Annotated in this window: 15 protein-coding genes and 1 pseudogene; 12 read left to right on the forward strand and 4 right to left on the reverse strand. The window is 52.2% G+C overall.

What is annotated here, in order from left to right:
- Positions 1-198: 198 nt before the first annotated feature.
- The 5 genes from H522_RS0104415 (at position 199) to rfbC (ending at position 5,461) form a co-directional block, all read left to right on the forward strand.
- A complete protein-coding gene (locus tag H522_RS0104415; protein ID WP_035452618.1) occupies positions 199-1,065 on the forward strand; it encodes a 3-hydroxyacyl-CoA dehydrogenase family protein in 867 nt (288 codons plus the stop codon).
- Between the two features lie 441 nt (positions 1,066-1,506).
- On the forward strand, positions 1,507-1,770 hold the full coding sequence (locus H522_RS0104420; protein WP_026961378.1) for a hypothetical protein: 264 nt from the start codon (positions 1,507-1,509) through the stop codon (positions 1,768-1,770).
- 202 nt (positions 1,771-1,972) lie between these two features.
- Positions 1,973-3,121: a glycosyltransferase family 4 protein gene (locus H522_RS17565; protein ID WP_035452620.1), complete on the forward strand. Its 1,149-nt coding sequence runs from the start codon at positions 1,973-1,975 to the stop codon at positions 3,119-3,121.
- Between the two features lie 55 nt (positions 3,122-3,176).
- The gene (locus tag H522_RS0104430) at positions 3,177-4,769 is read left to right on the forward strand and encodes an oligosaccharide flippase family protein (RefSeq protein ID WP_026961379.1); all 1,593 of its coding nucleotides are present in this window, start codon (positions 3,177-3,179) and stop codon (positions 4,767-4,769) included.
- A 116-nt stretch (positions 4,770-4,885) separates the two neighbouring features.
- Positions 4,886-5,461, forward strand: coding sequence for a dTDP-4-dehydrorhamnose 3,5-epimerase (gene rfbC, locus H522_RS0104435; RefSeq protein ID WP_026961380.1), 576 nt, complete (start codon positions 4,886-4,888; stop codon positions 5,459-5,461).
- A 186-nt stretch (positions 5,462-5,647) separates the two neighbouring features.
- Here rfbC and H522_RS21410 read toward each other — a convergent pair whose 3' ends face one another.
- Positions 5,648-5,845 (reverse strand): hypothetical protein, encoded by a 198-nt coding sequence (locus H522_RS21410; protein ID WP_155836184.1) that lies wholly within the window; start codon positions 5,843-5,845, stop codon positions 5,648-5,650.
- Between the two features lie 451 nt (positions 5,846-6,296).
- Between H522_RS21410 and H522_RS0104445 the strand changes: the two genes are divergently transcribed.
- The 3 genes from H522_RS0104445 to H522_RS0104455 are packed head-to-tail and all read left to right on the forward strand — an operon-like array spanning position 6,297 to position 8,307.
- A complete protein-coding gene (locus H522_RS0104445; protein WP_026961382.1) occupies positions 6,297-6,698 on the forward strand; it encodes a hypothetical protein in 402 nt (133 codons plus the stop codon).
- 47 nt (positions 6,699-6,745) lie between these two features.
- Entirely contained in the window at positions 6,746-7,150 is a 405-nt protein-coding gene (locus H522_RS0104450) for a hypothetical protein (protein ID WP_026961383.1), read from the forward strand.
- Between the two features lie 50 nt (positions 7,151-7,200).
- Positions 7,201-8,307: an alpha/beta hydrolase family protein gene (locus tag H522_RS0104455; RefSeq protein ID WP_281173069.1), complete on the forward strand. Its 1,107-nt coding sequence runs from the start codon at positions 7,201-7,203 to the stop codon at positions 8,305-8,307.
- 145 nt (positions 8,308-8,452) lie between these two features.
- Here the strand turns inward: H522_RS0104455 and H522_RS17570 are convergent.
- Both H522_RS17570 and H522_RS0104465 read right to left on the reverse strand, forming a co-directional pair.
- Positions 8,453-8,623 (reverse strand): annotated as a pseudogene (locus H522_RS17570) (VOC family protein); the annotation flags it as partial.
- Between the two features lie 183 nt (positions 8,624-8,806).
- Positions 8,807-9,850, reverse strand: coding sequence for a hypothetical protein (locus H522_RS0104465; RefSeq protein WP_026961385.1), 1,044 nt, complete (start codon positions 9,848-9,850; stop codon positions 8,807-8,809).
- A 225-nt stretch (positions 9,851-10,075) separates the two neighbouring features.
- Here H522_RS0104465 and H522_RS17575 point away from each other — a divergent pair, with 225 nt between their 5' ends.
- The 4 genes from H522_RS17575 to H522_RS0104485 all read left to right on the forward strand — a co-directional run bounded on the left by H522_RS17575 (position 10,076) and on the right by H522_RS0104485 (position 14,286).
- Positions 10,076-11,002 (forward strand): AraC family transcriptional regulator, encoded by a 927-nt coding sequence (locus tag H522_RS17575; RefSeq protein ID WP_051343889.1) that lies wholly within the window; start codon positions 10,076-10,078, stop codon positions 11,000-11,002.
- Between the two features lie 120 nt (positions 11,003-11,122).
- The gene (locus H522_RS0104475; protein WP_026961386.1) at positions 11,123-12,418 is read left to right on the forward strand and encodes an ABC transporter substrate-binding protein; all 1,296 of its coding nucleotides are present in this window, start codon (positions 11,123-11,125) and stop codon (positions 12,416-12,418) included.
- A 70-nt stretch (positions 12,419-12,488) separates the two neighbouring features.
- Complete coding sequence (locus H522_RS0104480) at positions 12,489-13,361, forward strand: carbohydrate ABC transporter permease (protein WP_026961387.1); 873 nt, start codon at positions 12,489-12,491, stop codon at positions 13,359-13,361.
- A gap of 31 nt (positions 13,362-13,392) precedes the next feature.
- Positions 13,393-14,286: a carbohydrate ABC transporter permease gene (locus H522_RS0104485; protein ID WP_425386996.1), complete on the forward strand. Its 894-nt coding sequence runs from the start codon at positions 13,393-13,395 to the stop codon at positions 14,284-14,286.
- A gap of 133 nt (positions 14,287-14,419) precedes the next feature.
- Here the strand turns inward: H522_RS0104485 and H522_RS0104490 are convergent, their stop codons facing one another.
- A complete protein-coding gene (locus H522_RS0104490; protein WP_026961389.1) occupies positions 14,420-15,286 on the reverse strand; it encodes a phytanoyl-CoA dioxygenase family protein in 867 nt (288 codons plus the stop codon).
- Between the last annotated feature and the right edge of the window lie 81 nt (positions 15,287-15,367).

Here is a 15,367-nt window from a genome sequence, read left to right on the forward strand (position 1 = left end):
TCCTGGTCGATGGTTGGTTTGGGCAACTACCACGATACCAGGAGGTTTTTTCATGCCGCAAACCTCAAATTACTTCGTTACAGGACTGCTCATATCAGAGGAATTATACCAGTTCTATTGATAGAATGTACCTATTTATCAGATGTGAGCTTCAATTTATATTGTGAGCGATAGAATCCTTGGGTTGAGGTGAAGTGAATGAGCGACGTGAAGAGGATTGGTGTGGTCGGAGCCGGCAGTATGGGAACCGGGATTGCGCATCTGGCGGCGCTGAGCGGATTTCAGGTGACTCTTACGGACACGGTGGAGGCGGCGCTCGGCCGGGCGCTTGGACACATGCGCAAGCTGATGGACCGGTCCATTTCGAAAGGGAAACTGACGCCTGAGCAGATGCACGAGACGCTGGCGCGTATCTCGGTCGTGCGCGAACTGGAGGCAATGGCCGAGGCGGACTTCGTCATCGAGGCCATCATTGAGGATCAGGCGGCGAAACAAGACCTGTTTACCCGCTTGGACAAGATCTGCCGGACCGGTGTGGTGCTGGCGACCAACACCTCCTCCATCTCCATCACCAGCATCGCTGCTGCCACGGGGCGCCCCGAACGGGTAGTGGGGATGCACTTTTTCAATCCCCCGCAGGTGATGCGTCTCGTCGAGGTGGTGCGCGGTTACGAGACCAGCGACGCCACCGTCGCCGAGACGAAGGCGCTAGCTGAACGGATGCGCAAGACGACGGTCGAGGTCAAGCGGGATACCCCGGGATTCATCGTGAACCGGGTGATGATTCCGCAGCTCATCGAGGCCATTCGGTTGGTGGAAGAGGGGGTGGCGAGCAAGGAGGACGTGGACACCGCCGTCAAGCTAGGCCTGAACTACCCGATGGGTCCCTTTGAACTGCAGGACTTCGCGGGGGTGGACATAGGGCTGCACGTGATGGACGTGTTTTACAACGAACTGAAAGACCCTCGTTACGCGGCGCCGCAGTCGCTGCGCGCCCTCGTTCGCGCGGGGCGGTTGGGAAAAAAGGTGAAGAAGGGCTGGTACGATTACGGGGACAAGGATTGACGCGCCATCTCCACGCCGCGGCTATGCGTTCTGGAGACCGGGTGACACCCATCGTCTCCAGGCGCCCGTTCAACAGCGGCTACTGGATGTGCAGGAGCTGCTCCGAAATAGACGATCGAGAGTTCATTCTCTTGTTTGGCTGTACGGCTCGCTCGGTGTTGTTATGACTTTAGCAGCTGGAATCGTGATTATGCAGTTCTCAGGTCGCGTGTGACAGCAAGTCCCTATGCGAGCCGTGGACACAACTAGAGAACTTTTTCATTTCCAAATCAACGACCGCCAGGTCGCCGACTCTTGCTCGCGGAGATACTCAACCTGAACAACATTGCTTGTTCACGAACGGATGGGTACAATGGTCATGAGATGTTCTTTATAACGAACAATATTCGTGGAACATCCTTCATGGTCGTCCTATGGCCCGGGGGACGGAGGCTGAGCGGAGTGGGGATTTTGCATATTTTGAACCATATGAAAAACGTTGGGAATGGCATCGTGAATGTTTGCGTCGACCTGGCATGTGTTCAGGCTCGTCATGGTCGCAAGGTGGCTGTGGTTTCTGCAGGCGGCGGGTTTGTCGAACTGTTGAACCAACACGGGGTGGGTCACTACGAATTGGACCAGCGACGTAATGTGTCCTGCAAAATCCTGCCCTTAAAAATGAATTGTCGATCCGCTCGCGCACCGGGATCGAGCGGTTCCATGTGAACCGAGTATACGAGGAAACCCAAGCGGTCTATGAGGAGGCGACGGCACGGGGACACGGAACGTCGTTTCCGGTGAAAGCCGTTCATATGTAGGTGTATATAGCGGATTCCCCATAGAAGGGAACCATGAAGGAACATGTCGATGCTTTTTGCCGAACTGGAGGGCCGTTTAAACTCAGCCGGTATGGGGTGGGGGAGCACGCATGAAGGTTTGCATCGTCACACACAGGGTGGTGCAGGGGGATGGGCAGGGCCGGGTCAACTACGAGATCGCCAGGCGTTTGTTAGACATGGGGTACAAACTGATTCTGATTGCCAGCGAGACTGAGGATACACTCACCGATGACCCACGCGTAGAGTGGGTTCGAGTTGATGTCCGTGCCTATCCGACAGAACTGCTCAGAAAACAGGTCTTTGCGCTGCGGAGCGTGCTCTGGCTTCGTCGCCATCGTCAGCGATATGACATTCTTCACGTCAACGGGTTCATCACATGGTTTCCGGCAGACGTAAACACGGCTCATTTTGTACATAGTGCCTGGATGCATTCATCGGTCCATACCGCGAAGATTCGCCGTGGGCCATACGGTTGGTACCAGTGGCTGTATACGACGCTGAACGCCGCCCTTGAGCGACGCGCCTACCACCAGGCCCATGAAGTCGTTGCGGTGTCTGAATTGGTGCGCAATCAGTTGACTAACTTCTGCAGGGTTCCGAAGGCTTGCATTCAGGTCGTCGTGAACGGTGTCGACACCGAGGAGTTTCGGCCGGATAGCCTTTCACGCCCTTCATTAGGACTTCCGGAGCAGGTGCCACTGGCCTTGTTTGCAGGGGACCTGCGTACGCCTAGAAAGAATTTGGAAACCGTATTGGCGGCGGTGGCTCGGGTGCCAAGGGTGCATCTGGCTGTGCTGGGGGATGTGGAACGGAGCATCTATCCCAAAATGGCGGAAGGCCTTGGGATACTGGAGCGTGTTCACTTTCTGGGTTACCGGAGTGACGTGGCTCGGGTCATGCAGGCCGCGGACCTGTTTTTGTTTCCATCAAGATATGAGCCATGCGGCCTGGTGATTCTGGAAGCGCTCGCGAGTGGACTCCCCGTTATCACGGCAAGAACGGCAGGGGGAGCGGAACTGGTGACTTCCGAATGCGGTTTTGTGCTCGAAGACCCAGACGATGTGAATGCACTCACGCGGTATCTAACGTACTTAGTGGATAATCCCGAGGCTCGGCTGCGATTCGGTCGTGAGGCAAGGGACGTTGCTGAAAGGAATCACTGGAACAGGATGACGGACGAGTACATCAAGATTTACCATCGGGTGGTTCAAGCGAAACCACGAGGAGTCTGCGTGTGACCTTTTTTGCGACGGGGCCATGGGTGCCTTTGTTTGTGCGGATGGGGGCTCGAAAATGAGGGGTGCCGGCAACGCCACGAGGAGGGTGTTTTTCAATAGTACCGCTCTGACTGCCATGAAAATGTTAGGATTGCTTATTAGCTTCTTCGTGACCCCCATCACCATTCATCAGCTGGGGATGGCCGATTATGGCCTGTGGGCGATCTTAAGTGGGATGGTCAGTTACTTTACGCTGCTGGATTTCGGGACGGGTAGCACGTTCATGACCCAGTTTGCGTTGTTTTATGCTGCGGACAATCGTCAGAGAATCCGCGAAGTGATGACCTTTGGTATCGTCTTTTACCTTGGACTGGGTATCTTGATGGTTCCTGTCGCCTGGCTTGTGGCGTCCCACCTAGTCCGTTGGTTCCATGTTTCAGCCGCCGAATCCTCGATGGTCGTTCGCGTGTTCTGGTACACGTATGCTTACCTATTCGTCTCCCGGGCACTGGGCGGATTTGGTACACTACTGAACGCGGCACAGAAGATGGTATTTATGTCCGCTCTCGGATTTGCATGCCAAGGGCTTAATTCGGCGGTGTTGCTCATCGCTCTCGTGCTGCACCTATCGCTGGATTCATTCGTGATTGCGAACTATCTGTCGCTCATAGTGAGTATAGTGGTCACAGTCGTGGCTGCCAGGCGCCTAGTTCGGGGGCGGCTTACTTGCGCCCCATGGCATATTCGAGGAGACACGGTCAAAGGGCTGCTTTCTTTCGGTGGATGGATGCAGCTCACGAACTTGGCCAACCAGGTGAATATGGAAACAGATAGGATTCTCATTGGCCACTTCGTAGGCGCTGGGGCCACCGGAGTTTATCAACTGGGGAATAAGCTGGCCCTCATGTCGAGATACCTTCCCTTAACGATGCTGAGTGCCATGCTTCCGGCCATCTCCGAGCAGTACGCCACCCACTCGGAACACAAGATTCGCTCCTCCTACATCGAAGGGACTCGGTGGCTGGCCCTCGTTACATTTCTCGTCTCCGGTTTTCTCATCAGTGCAAACGATCCGCTGCAGGTGTTGTGGCTTGGTCATTCCATCCCCTCCCTTTCGTTCATGACGGAAGCTTTGTTGGTCGGGTATGTGACCAACAATTTGACCGGCGTTGGAACAACCATCCTCCGTGCAGTTGGAACTCCGCGACTGGAAGCCTACTACATGGTTGTCGGCGCCGTGTTAAACATCCTGTTGACAGTCGTGCTGGCGCCAAGGTTTGGCGTGTGGGGGATTCTTTGGGGGACCGCATTGGGGATGACCCTGAGTTCGTGGTACTTCCTTTTCGCGTTTCACAGGTACCTAAACATCCGATGGTGGTCCGAATTTCTACGATATATCGTAGAGCTTGCGATTGCGGCTGTCGGTGCGGGATTACCCACCTATGAAATCTCGCGGACGATAGGCGAGCTACCGAACCGAATCCTCGCCTTGACTGCGGTTTTCGGCCTTGGGGCCTTCTTTACCTTGACTTTCTTATTCCTGGTGACCGTACTTCGCTTCTTTCAGCCGCGAGACGTCGAACGCCTGAAGAGATTGGTTCCATTCAGATTTGTGGACTCGCGTTGGTCACGTTTGCTATTGGATGTGGCGGATCGGATGGTTCGATGATGAAAGCCTCCACGAGGCTGAAGCCTTGGGCTGGTTATGTCACGGCTATACACGCCAGCAGGGATGAACCTAGCCTTTGGCCTTAGATAACATGTCATCGAAACGGAGGATGGAAATTGAAGATTACCCCTACTGATCTGGAGGGCGTCATCCTTATCGAACCGGACGTCTTTGGCGACCACCGTGGCTATTTCACGGAAACCTACAACAAAGCTCGCCTTGCCGAGGTCGGTATTGAGCTTGATTTTGTTCAAGACAACCAATCCTTGTCCGCTCAGCCAGGCACTCTCCGCGGTCTCCACTACCAACTGACGCCCAAGGCACAGACGAAACTCGTCCGTGTCATACAGGGCGCCGTTTACGATATCGCCGTTGACATTCGCAAAGGTTCCCCCACCTTTGGCAAGTGGGTTGCGGTCATTCTCACGGCCGACAACCACCGCCAACTCCTGATTCCCAAAGGCTACGCCCATGGTTTTTGTACCCTGGTACCCAATACAATTGTCGCCTACAAGGTGGATGAGTACTATTCTCCAGAACACGACCGAGGTATTTTGTGGAACGACCCGACGCTGTCGATTCCATGGCCGACTTCAAATCCGGTATTGTCGGCGAAGGATGAGAGGCATCCAGGGTTGGAAGAGGCGGAGGTGTTTGAAATAGAGAACTGGAAATGTCTACAAGATGCGTAGTACTTCGCGGACGGGTTACAGGCCACCGAGTTCCCGTCGCGCACCCATCCAGACAACGACATTCGCGTGGAAAACCCGGACGGCACGTATACGGATTACTCTGTAAAGTCCTATGCCGATCCGTCCGAGTTTGCGCACGCGGTCGCTTCACACCCGAATTCCCATCATTACATCATTAACCACGATCTATACACGCAACTGTCCCAAGATGGATTGCTTCAATCGTATGCGGACAACGGGATCGACATCCAAGATGGTGGATATTTGCATGCGGATTTGCAAGCGCAAGCCACTGACGCTTTGGATAACATCCACCAGGCTGCCGATGTAGGGCATCACATCCCATACATCGGACTGGTCATGCTCGGTATCCGGAGTTTTCATAATATCCGACGCTTCAAAAAAAGAGCAAAGTAAGGATGAACTGGCTGTACATCTGGTAGGGGACGGTACTCGTACGGTAGCAGCAACGGGTGCAGCGTGAACTCGTGATTCAGAGCGAGGACCCTTTTAGTACCTGGATTGGCCTGGTGCTATGTCGACGAATTAGCTGCATACCAGAAAAAGGCCGCGAAGTATCCCCATTACCCGCACCGTTTTTCAAAACCCGCCGTTCAAATTGTTGAGGCACTGGCCTGGGATGCGTTAATGCGGACTCCGGAACCAGATACCTCAAGGAAGCGGCATAGACCGCACTTACTTCCTCTGGTCGCAGCTTTGTCGGGGATTGGAGCCGTACTTTTCGCGTGGTGACTCAGATTTTAAGTGCAGGCTCAGTGCGATTTTACCGTTTATGAGTCATTGCAAATTATTATGGGGTTGGGTGACATGAAACGTGAAACGGGATGGAATTAAAATCTTGGTCGGCGTACTTTTGGCGCTTGCTCTGGCTTTGATGCATTTGTTGTTCTGGGGGATTGTGGTATGTGCCGCTCTGTGGTATTTGTGGAGAACGGATACCTTTTCTTTTCGTACGAAACTTCTTGCTATCTGGTCGCGGCGCGATCAGCATCTCTCTGACATGGAGATCATGGCGCACCGATTACTACAAGAGATAGAGAAACGGCTTTACGGCCAGCAAGACAGATTCCTGACATTTCTACAAAGGCGTAACGAAATGTACCAAGAATTATTGGTGAAAGAAAGCGCCTTGCATCAATTTCGACAAGAGGCGGCCGAGTCACAAAGACAGCTTAGAGGCCCAGCAAAAACTAGTTCATGCCACTACACAACTTGATACCTTACGTCAAGCCCATGAGGAAGCACTTGGGCGCTTAAGGCAGCTTGAGAACGCTCAGCAGGCTAAAGGAGTTAGACTCCCTGCGGACGCAGCATGAAAACGCCTTAGTTCAGGCCGAGGATGCTGAGCACCGGGCATCGCTCTATCAATCCGAATTACAACAGTTCGAACAGCAACTGCGAGAGAGAGTAGAAGCGGAACAAAAGCTGAAAGAGCGGCTTGAAGCTGTGGAATTTGAATATCAAAACCTTCAAGAGGTTCATAACAACATGTTGAAGGCACATAATCAGCCCGTAATTTTACGGGTCGGGGGAGAGAGTCGTAACAAGGGCAACCAAGACCAGATTATTCATTGGTTAAAGAAACATGAGGATTGGATTTCTCAGTTTATTGGAGATCCGGAAAGAACAAAGAAGTTGGTAACTGGGTCTGTCCAGCGGGATCATTAAGCGGCGGTTGTTGAGGTAAAGTCGACTCCCAATTCCCCCAGTCTCACCTTTTGCAGCGTCTAGCGTTAAGCGTTATTACGCGGTCCGGCACTAAATTCCTATGGGAACTCTATAAAATTCAATGTATCGGGAGGTGCGATATGCCCCACTTCAACACGAAGGCATATGTCGAAAACGCTTACGAATCAGCGAAGCGCGAATACGATTTGAGACACGCCCTCGATGCGGGCGATTTGCAAACCTGGCAAGCGTCTTTTCGTTCGCGGTTGGCAAGCCTGCTCGGGGTGGCTGAGATGCGAGACCGTTATCGAGGCGTACCCTTGTCCGCTCGGAAAGTGGGGGAGTGGGTGTACGATAGTTATCGTTGCGAGAAGTTGTATCTTACAAGTGAACCCGAAGTTGAACTTCCGTTTTATGTTTTTCTACCGAACAAACTTGATGCACCTTTTCCATTGTATATTGCCCTGCACGGGCACAACACGACGGGGAAGGAGGTGTTTCTTGCTGAGGATGCGGTTGAACATGATTTGCTGCTAGCCGCCCTCCGTGAGGGATACGCCGTCATCGTCCCTGATGTTCGGGCATTCGGCGAAATGTCCCGAGCGGAAGACCGAAAAGCAGGCCACCCAAATTCGTGTGAAGAGCTCCAACGGCGCTCGCTCATGATGGGGTGTACACTCATTGGCGAACGCGTGTATGACGTGATGCGGCTGATTGACTACGCCCACACGCGCTCCGAGATCGACTCTCACCGAATCATCGTCAACGGGCATTCGGGTGGCGGCGCGGTGACCCTTTTTGCGGCCGCTCTGGACACCCGCATCACGGCGGCCATTCCGACTTCCTACCTCTGCACGTTTAAGGAATCGATATTATCGATCCGCCATTGCGTATGTAACCTGATTCCAGGCATCTTGCAGCTCGGGGAAATGCAAGACGTTGCGGCGCTTTGTGCACCAAGACCTATCTTATTCATACATGGCAAAGAAGACCCCATCTTCCCGGTATCGGCTACGAAGCAAGCATTTGCCGAGATTCGTGGACTTTACCGTCAACTTGGTGCCGAAGCGTGTTGCGAGCTGTACGTAGGTGAGTTTGGCCACATCATCCATCACGATCCGATATGGCCGTTTCTTCGTAAAATAGTCTCCTTGTAATCGGTATAAATGGTGTTATGTGTATTTCATTCCGGGATCTAAGCCCGGGACCATCTAGATGCCCCAAGAAGATGGCACAGGCTATGCCTCGTACAATTCTAGAGGAAGATTATCCGGGTCTTTAAAGAACGTAAACCGCTTTTTCCAGCTCAATTTGATCCCCTTTGTCAAGCTGCAAATCGAGTTTAAATGACTCCCGCTCCGGACGGTACGTTTCGTTCACGACCCTGAAACCTAGCACGTTTGTGTAAAAATGCTTGGATACCTCATAGTCCGAACAGATGATGGCCACGTGATGAATCCGATTCAGCTTCATCCGGTGCCGTCCTCCTCGCTATTTGTACGTGTACCGGCCGCCGGCGGTGTAAATCTTCTGCCCGGAGTTGGTCAAAGCATAGATAATATCTTGATTATCCGTGTTTTCGTCCCCCTTTGCAAAAGAGAGCGATTGGACTTCGTCAGGTCTGGCTGTGATTCATGCAGTGGTAACTGCACTCCGTTACTTGTCCACGATAGCTGGATTAGCGCTAAGAATAGCCTCCGTAGTCTCCCAGAGCCTAGGTAAGAACTGGACGACCTCCTCGGCACGACGGAGGAGGTCGTGGGTCGAGGTAATCCCGAGGTCAGCGACGACTGCGTCAAAGGCCGGCGCCAGCGCTCGTTGCAGGTCAGGAGGGGCGTCTGCAGAAAGAACCTTGTGACAGCGTGCAAAGGTGGCTACAATCCAGAAGACGGCTTCCCGGTGATAGCCGGCCTTGATGAGTTCATAGCTCCCGTCGATTACTATGGGGCGTGCTGCGGCGGTGATATCACTACTGAAGAAGAACGGTGTTTTTGCCACGGCTGCAGCAGCGTCGAATGTTTTCGCGAGCTCGTCGACATGATATTCGACACGCTGGGGGCTCAGGTGCGCACAACCGAGCAACTTCATCAGTTCCGGGTAGAGATCCGTATGGCCGTATTCTGTAAGTACGTCGCGTGCGGCGAGGTAGCGCAGCCGCACCGTAGGGTTGCGTAACGCGGCCACCAGCAGGACGTGGGTCGTCACCCCAGTCGGGAATAGCCAAGCTGTCACCTGGTCATGCCACGATGCGGACGGATCGATGGATCGCAGTCCATTTACAATTTTCTCACGCGCGTTCTCGCATCGACGACGTACCCAGACTCGTTCAGCAAAGTGGCGGGACACTTGTATTTGCAGTTTTCGTAGACGACCCGTGGGGTCGGCAATAATCGTGTCCACGCGGAAGCTTCCTGCCAGGTGATAAGATGTCAGGACCTTCTCGACCGAGGAGAGCTGGTTCCAAGATAGGTACGTGACCTCCAGTAATGTATCGCGATACAATAACTTCCCAAGTTTGAGTGGCGGATTATCCTCTGCAATGACAACTACGACGTCAACATCGGATGATCCGGACAACTCCGCGTCATCAGGCAATCCTACCGTAGAACCGCTGAAGTACGCCCCCAAGAATCTAGCTTGTTGGTGCGCGTGTTTCATGACCCACTCAGAAGCCGCAGCCCGTGCTTCTGCAACTTTCATGCACCATTCCTCATTTCCTCGCGAGATTAATCCGTGCCACCGTAGACGGAAAACTGTAAGAAGGTTTTTGCTCATACACCTGAGTGTTACAGTATATTCAATATAGTATGATGTTACTCCCGGCCACTGGACCCCTTTTGACTGAACTGCCAAATGCGACTGCATAACCCTGTGCGATTTCCGTCAGAAATAAGTTCAAAAGATCCGGGAGGGAAAGGAACGGCGATGGCTGATTTACTAGATTCCGGGTGCTACGAAGGACCTATTGGCATACCCCGTGTCACGATGGCTGGCGACTTTGTTGTCAAGAGTGGATGGTCACTGGGGCCCAGGGAACTCTCGGAGTATGAGTTGGTCTATTTTCCGACCTCTTCACGCACCCTTTATAGTGTACATGGGGTTTCACACATTCTGGATAAACCATGCTACGTCTTCACCCGCCCTGGTGAGCGTCACCACTATGTATTTGATCCGTCCCAATCAATCCGCCATCTGTTCATTCATTTTACACTTGATTCACAATCTGGGCTGTTGACCGAGGACAGCTCGCTTCTACGTCAAATCCCTCCGTTGACGTTACACGCTACAACGATAATCATTCCTGTGCTGCTCAAGCACATCCTCCATTTAGCCAATTCAAAACCCCATTTCTGGCGAGAACGATGCAGCCAGTTATGTTTCGCGGCGCTTGCAGAGCTTGCGGGACTGGCTGCAATGAACAGGGCTGGGCTTGGCGATGAGATGGAAACAATTCCGTATAAGATTGTACAAGCGCTTCGTTATATTGATGACAACCTAGATGGAAACCTATCCATTCAAGAGATCTCAAAATTCGTAGGCTGGACCCATGAGTATTTTACCAGAATGTTTCATCAGTACATTGGAAAGTCGCCGCGCACTTTCATTCTAGAAAGAAGAATTGACCGCGCTTGTCAGCTCTTAATGCAACAGCAGCACACCATAAAAGAAATTGCATACATGGTCGGTTTTCGTGATGAGCATTACTTTTCCCGTGCCTTTGTAAAACAAAAAGGAATCACTGCCACTGACTACCGGGAGAAATTCGGGGATCCACGAATGAGACATTTGGCACCTGCGAATGAATATAGTGCCTCCTATCCAGTAAATCAGTACTTGTACGTCTCGAAATAATCAAGTCTGTCCACCAAAGCATCGATTTACTTCATTCACGATAAATTTCCAAACGGCATATCATATAAACGTCAGATAATTTTGATGTAATCGGTTTCGATGGAGGGAAGGAGGCAATGCATGAAGTTACGAAAAAAACGAATGGTACTAGTAGTTGCATTGGTTCTATCATCTACCGCAACAGCTTGTGGACACGACGATGTTTCAGGCAACAAGGGAGTTATTAATATGACCTGGTCGACATGGGGGAATCCGGGTGAATTGAAGAGATTTTTTCAGTTGACCGACGACTATAACAGAACGCATCCCCATGTCCACTGGACATTAATACCTGTTCCAGCCAACGGGTACTTGCAAAAGATACAGACAGAGTTGGTGGCTGGAAATGCTCCCGATGTTTTTTACATGGGAGACGGAGACATGTCGACATACGTCAAGGATCACGTCTTGGTCAACTTGACGCCGCTGTTAGGGACTGGCCCCTATCCACACAAAATTAGCGATTGGCCCAGCGGTGTGTGGGGTGCCGCGAAGCAAGGTAAGAATGTTTATGGGTTGCCGCCTGATATCAATCCAATGGTGATGTATTTTAATAAAACCGTTCTCGCAAAGGCTGGGGTCAAAACGAGTCCGAGTCAGCTATACAAAGAAGGAAAGTGGAACTGGAAGACGTTTCAGTTGATTTGCAGCAAGGTCAAGGCAACTGGAAAGTATGGCTATATTGTCGATAATGCTTGGAACACAACGTATTCTTGGGTGTCCGCGAACGGCGGGCAGGTCTATGACAGTCAGGGGAATTTTATCGCCAACAAAAACTCGAAGGCCATTCAGGCCTTTGAATACCTACAACGAAACATCAAAAACGGAAACTTCGTGTATTCCGGTTCGTTGCCAAAAGGCCAGGGTGATGACGCGATGTTTATGTCCCAGCAAGCTGCGTTTGTTGCCGCTGGCCGTTGGCTTGCTCCGGAATTTAATGCAGATAAAGAATTGAATTACGATATTGTCCCGTGGCCGACGAATACCGGAAACAAGAACGAACCGGCCGGAATCGCTGCGGCCTATGTGGGGATTAACAAGCCTACCAAAAACGTCAAGCTGGCGTGGGATTTTGTCGACTATTTTTGCTCGGCTCCGGGTGTCAAATTCCGCTTATCCAATGGTGGTAATGCAGTTCCCGCCTTGTCCCATGGTGCCGATCAAGTCGTCAGTGAGGGCAAACCTGCACACGCGGAATTTTGGCTGCAAGGGCGGAATACTGGATTCGCGATTCCCAAAGCAGAAACCAAAATCCCGGGCGTCAGCCTGGTCATTACGCAAGATTTGGACCTCGCTTTTCTCGGTAAACAGGATATAAAAACTACGCTGAATCAAGTTGCCGCGGACATTCAACGCGCCAAGCAAAACAACTATTAAACTCGCCGATACTCATCGACAAAAAAGTACGGCCGGTTGGCCTATTCATGACAAGGGGGCTAGCCACGATATGAACTTAAAATCTCAGGGACGTTGGGCCTATCTTTTTCTCGCACCGCAACTCATCGGCTTGATAGTCTTCTCCCTTGGGCCGCTCATCTTTTTATTCGTGTTGAGCTTTTATAGTTGGGACGGTTTCGGAAACAATCACTTCGTTGGGTTGCGAAATTTTCAATTTACATTAACCGATCCGGACTTTTGGACAGCGCTGGTGAACACGATCTACTACACGGTTCTAACGGTTCCGGTTGGGATTTTTTTGGCCATCCTCTTGGCGGTTGGCTTAAATCGAATTCGACTGCGAAACGTCTATCGCGTGTTGTACTTTATGCCGGTCGTGACCAGTTCCGTTGCGGTGGGCATCATGTGGATGTGGTTGCTCAACGGAAAGTTTGGCGTACTTAATCAACTCCTCCATTCGATTGGAATTACAGGGCCGGATTGGTTGACGGATACACGTTGGGTCATGCCTTCGATTGCCATGGTGAGCATCTGGTGGGGCCTGGGTTTCAACATGATTTTATTTTTAGCTGGACTCCAGAACATCCCCAAGGTGTTTTACGAGGCCGCCGAAATCGACGGTGCGTCGAAGTTTCAGCAATTCTGGCGCGTAACCATGCCTCTCCTATCTCCAACCACCTTGTTTGTCACGGTCATCACCATCATCGGGTCTTTCCAGGTCTTCGACCAGGCGTACGTGATCACCAATGGTGGACCCGCAAAGGCGAGCTACACACTGGTGTTTCACATTTACCAGCTGGCGTTTGTCAATTTCACGTTCGGTAAGAGTGCCGCAGCCGCCGTTTGCCTGTTCGTGATCATTCTGCTGTTCACGGCCCTCCAGTTGAGCCTGTCGAAGCGTTGGGTAAACTACGCGAATTGACGCCTACCCTACCGCGAAGGGAGTTATTCGTATGAATCCGATGGAGACGTTGCCTGTCAATCAGGGGGTCTCAAGTCGACTTTCACGTCCGCGGCCGCTGTTATCGAGCAACATAGGGAGAGCCTTACTGCACGTTGTTCTGAGCATCGGCGCCATCGTGATGGTGGCTCCGTTCGTCTGGATGGTGCTCAGTAGCCTGAAAACCCCGGCGGACATTTTTCGAATCCCGCCCACCCTCTTTCCGACCACGTGGCAGTGGTCGAATTTTCCGGAAGCCTTGTCGGAGTTACCGTTCGGGCGTGCGTACTTTAACAGTTTTTACATCAGCGTTCTGGTTGTTGGAGGTCAGTTACTGACCTGCTCCATGGCAGCGTTTGCCTTTGCCAAGATTCGTTTTCGTTTTCGTAACGCGTTGTTTCTGCTGTTTCTTGCGACGATGATGGTGCCAGCGCAAGTCACCATCGTTCCCCTATTCCTCATCATGAAAGAGTTTGGTTGGCTCAACACCTCTCTGTCCCTGATAGTGCCCGGAGCCTTGTTCAACGCCTTCGGGGTGTTCCTGTTACGGCAATTCTTTATGAGTATTCCGGATGAGATTCAGGAAGCGGCCATCATGGATGGGGCCAACTTGTGGCATATCTATGTACGCATTATGCTTCCGTTGGTTCGGCCAGCCTTATCGGCTTTAGGTGTCGTATCGTTCATGGGAAGTTGGAACAACTTTTTCTATCCGCTGGTGTTTCTAAACTCCCCGAACCAGTTTACGGTTCCGGTGTTGTTGAACCTGTTCAAGGGGCTGTACAGTGTCAATTGGCCGGATATGATGGCCGCATCAACCATTGCGGTGATCCCGGTGTTGATAGTCTACATCATCGGCCAACGCTATATCATTGAAGGCATCGCCATGACCGGGATCAAAGGTTAAGAGACGAGGAGCATGCATCGAACCTAAGACCGACATGCGAAGGGGAGCTTGCTTCGCAGGTCGGTCTGTTTAGCCGTCGCATTAGTTGTCAGGCGTTCACCTGTTTCCCAGCGTCTCGTTTGTCTCCCGCACCTCACCGTACGTCAAAGGTGTCGTATACAGGGGCTTTGAAACGGTCGGCGTATTCGCCACTCATCTTCATGCGTAAATACTCATGTTCCCAGGGGGATTCCCGGAGTCGGGCCGGGCCATTGCGAATGTCCAAGCCAAGGTTAACGCGGGACGGATAGTGGCTGTAGATCAACATCCGCCGTGGGCGAGGCGTTGAATTTGGGCGAGAATTGTGAACCAACAAAGCATGGAAAAACATCACCGAACCCGGAGGCGTCAGAATGTCGACGCCGCCGTGCGGATCGATCAAACCGGGCGCGACCTCAAGACCGAATTCACCGGCGACGTGTTGCAAGTGTTCCCGGTGCGAGCCCGGCCAGACATGCAGGGGGCCATTGTCGACCGTGCACGCGTCGATAGAAATGGCGGATGAGATGATGTCTTGCGGATAGTTTTGCGCCGCGAAGTACGCCCAGTCGTTGTGAATGGGGAAGCGATCATCCCGCTTTTCGATGCTGAGGCCTTCGATTCGGGTCTCCAGGGGTTGCTTGTAATTTAGCTTTTCCTCCATGAGCAGGGGATCACACCCCATGATTTGACGCATCGGCTCAATCAGCCGTGGGTCTTCCGACAGGCGGTTAAGAAACAGTGACAGGTCATTAATCGGTTGAATCTTGCGAACGTGCTGGGTCCCGTCTGGGTATTCGGTCCAATCCAACCTCCCGCTGCGGCGTTCGTGCGCAATGGACGAATTTAGGATTAACTCGAGGATATAGTTGGCCTCTTCGCGCATCCGCTGGACTTCGTGTTCGTCAAATACCCCTTCAAGGACCAGGTAGCCGTCACGTTGGAACTGGTTGATCTGGCTCTCGGTCAGAGCCCCGTTCATACCAAACCATCTCCTGTCTGCTTCATCTCCAATTTCTTTCGCGCAGTTTCAACATAACCTTGCCGCGTGCAGAGGTAAATG

Source organism: Alicyclobacillus herbarius DSM 13609, assembly GCF_000430585.1.
Classification (GTDB): domain Bacteria; phylum Bacillota; class Bacilli; order Alicyclobacillales; family Alicyclobacillaceae; genus Alicyclobacillus_G; species Alicyclobacillus_G herbarius.

Bases quoted from the DNA above. Each gene is read 5' to 3' on its own strand.
- H522_RS0104415 (WP_035452618.1), top strand. From the start codon at position 199: ATGAGCGACGTGAAGAGGATTGGTGTGGTCGGAGCCGGCAGTATGGGA.
- H522_RS17565 (WP_035452620.1), top strand. From the start codon at position 1,973: ATGAAGGTTTGCATCGTCACACACAGGGTGGTGCAGGGGGATGGGCAG.
- H522_RS0104430 (WP_026961379.1), top strand. From the start codon at position 3,177: ATGAGGGGTGCCGGCAACGCCACGAGGAGGGTGTTTTTCAATAGTACC.
- H522_RS21410 (WP_155836184.1), bottom strand. From the start codon at position 5,845: ATGAAAACTCCGGATACCGAGCATGACCAGTCCGATGTATGGGATGTG.
- H522_RS0104465 (WP_026961385.1), bottom strand. From the start codon at position 9,850: ATGAAAGTTGCAGAAGCACGGGCTGCGGCTTCTGAGTGGGTCATGAAA.
- H522_RS17575 (WP_051343889.1), top strand. From the start codon at position 10,076: ATGGCTGATTTACTAGATTCCGGGTGCTACGAAGGACCTATTGGCATA.
- H522_RS0104475 (WP_026961386.1), top strand. From the start codon at position 11,123: ATGAAGTTACGAAAAAAACGAATGGTACTAGTAGTTGCATTGGTTCTA.
- H522_RS0104480 (WP_026961387.1), top strand. From the start codon at position 12,489: ATGAACTTAAAATCTCAGGGACGTTGGGCCTATCTTTTTCTCGCACCG.
- H522_RS0104485 (WP_425386996.1), top strand. From the start codon at position 13,393: ATGAATCCGATGGAGACGTTGCCTGTCAATCAGGGGGTCTCAAGTCGA.
- H522_RS0104490 (WP_026961389.1), bottom strand. From the start codon at position 15,286: ATGAACGGGGCTCTGACCGAGAGCCAGATCAACCAGTTCCAACGTGAC.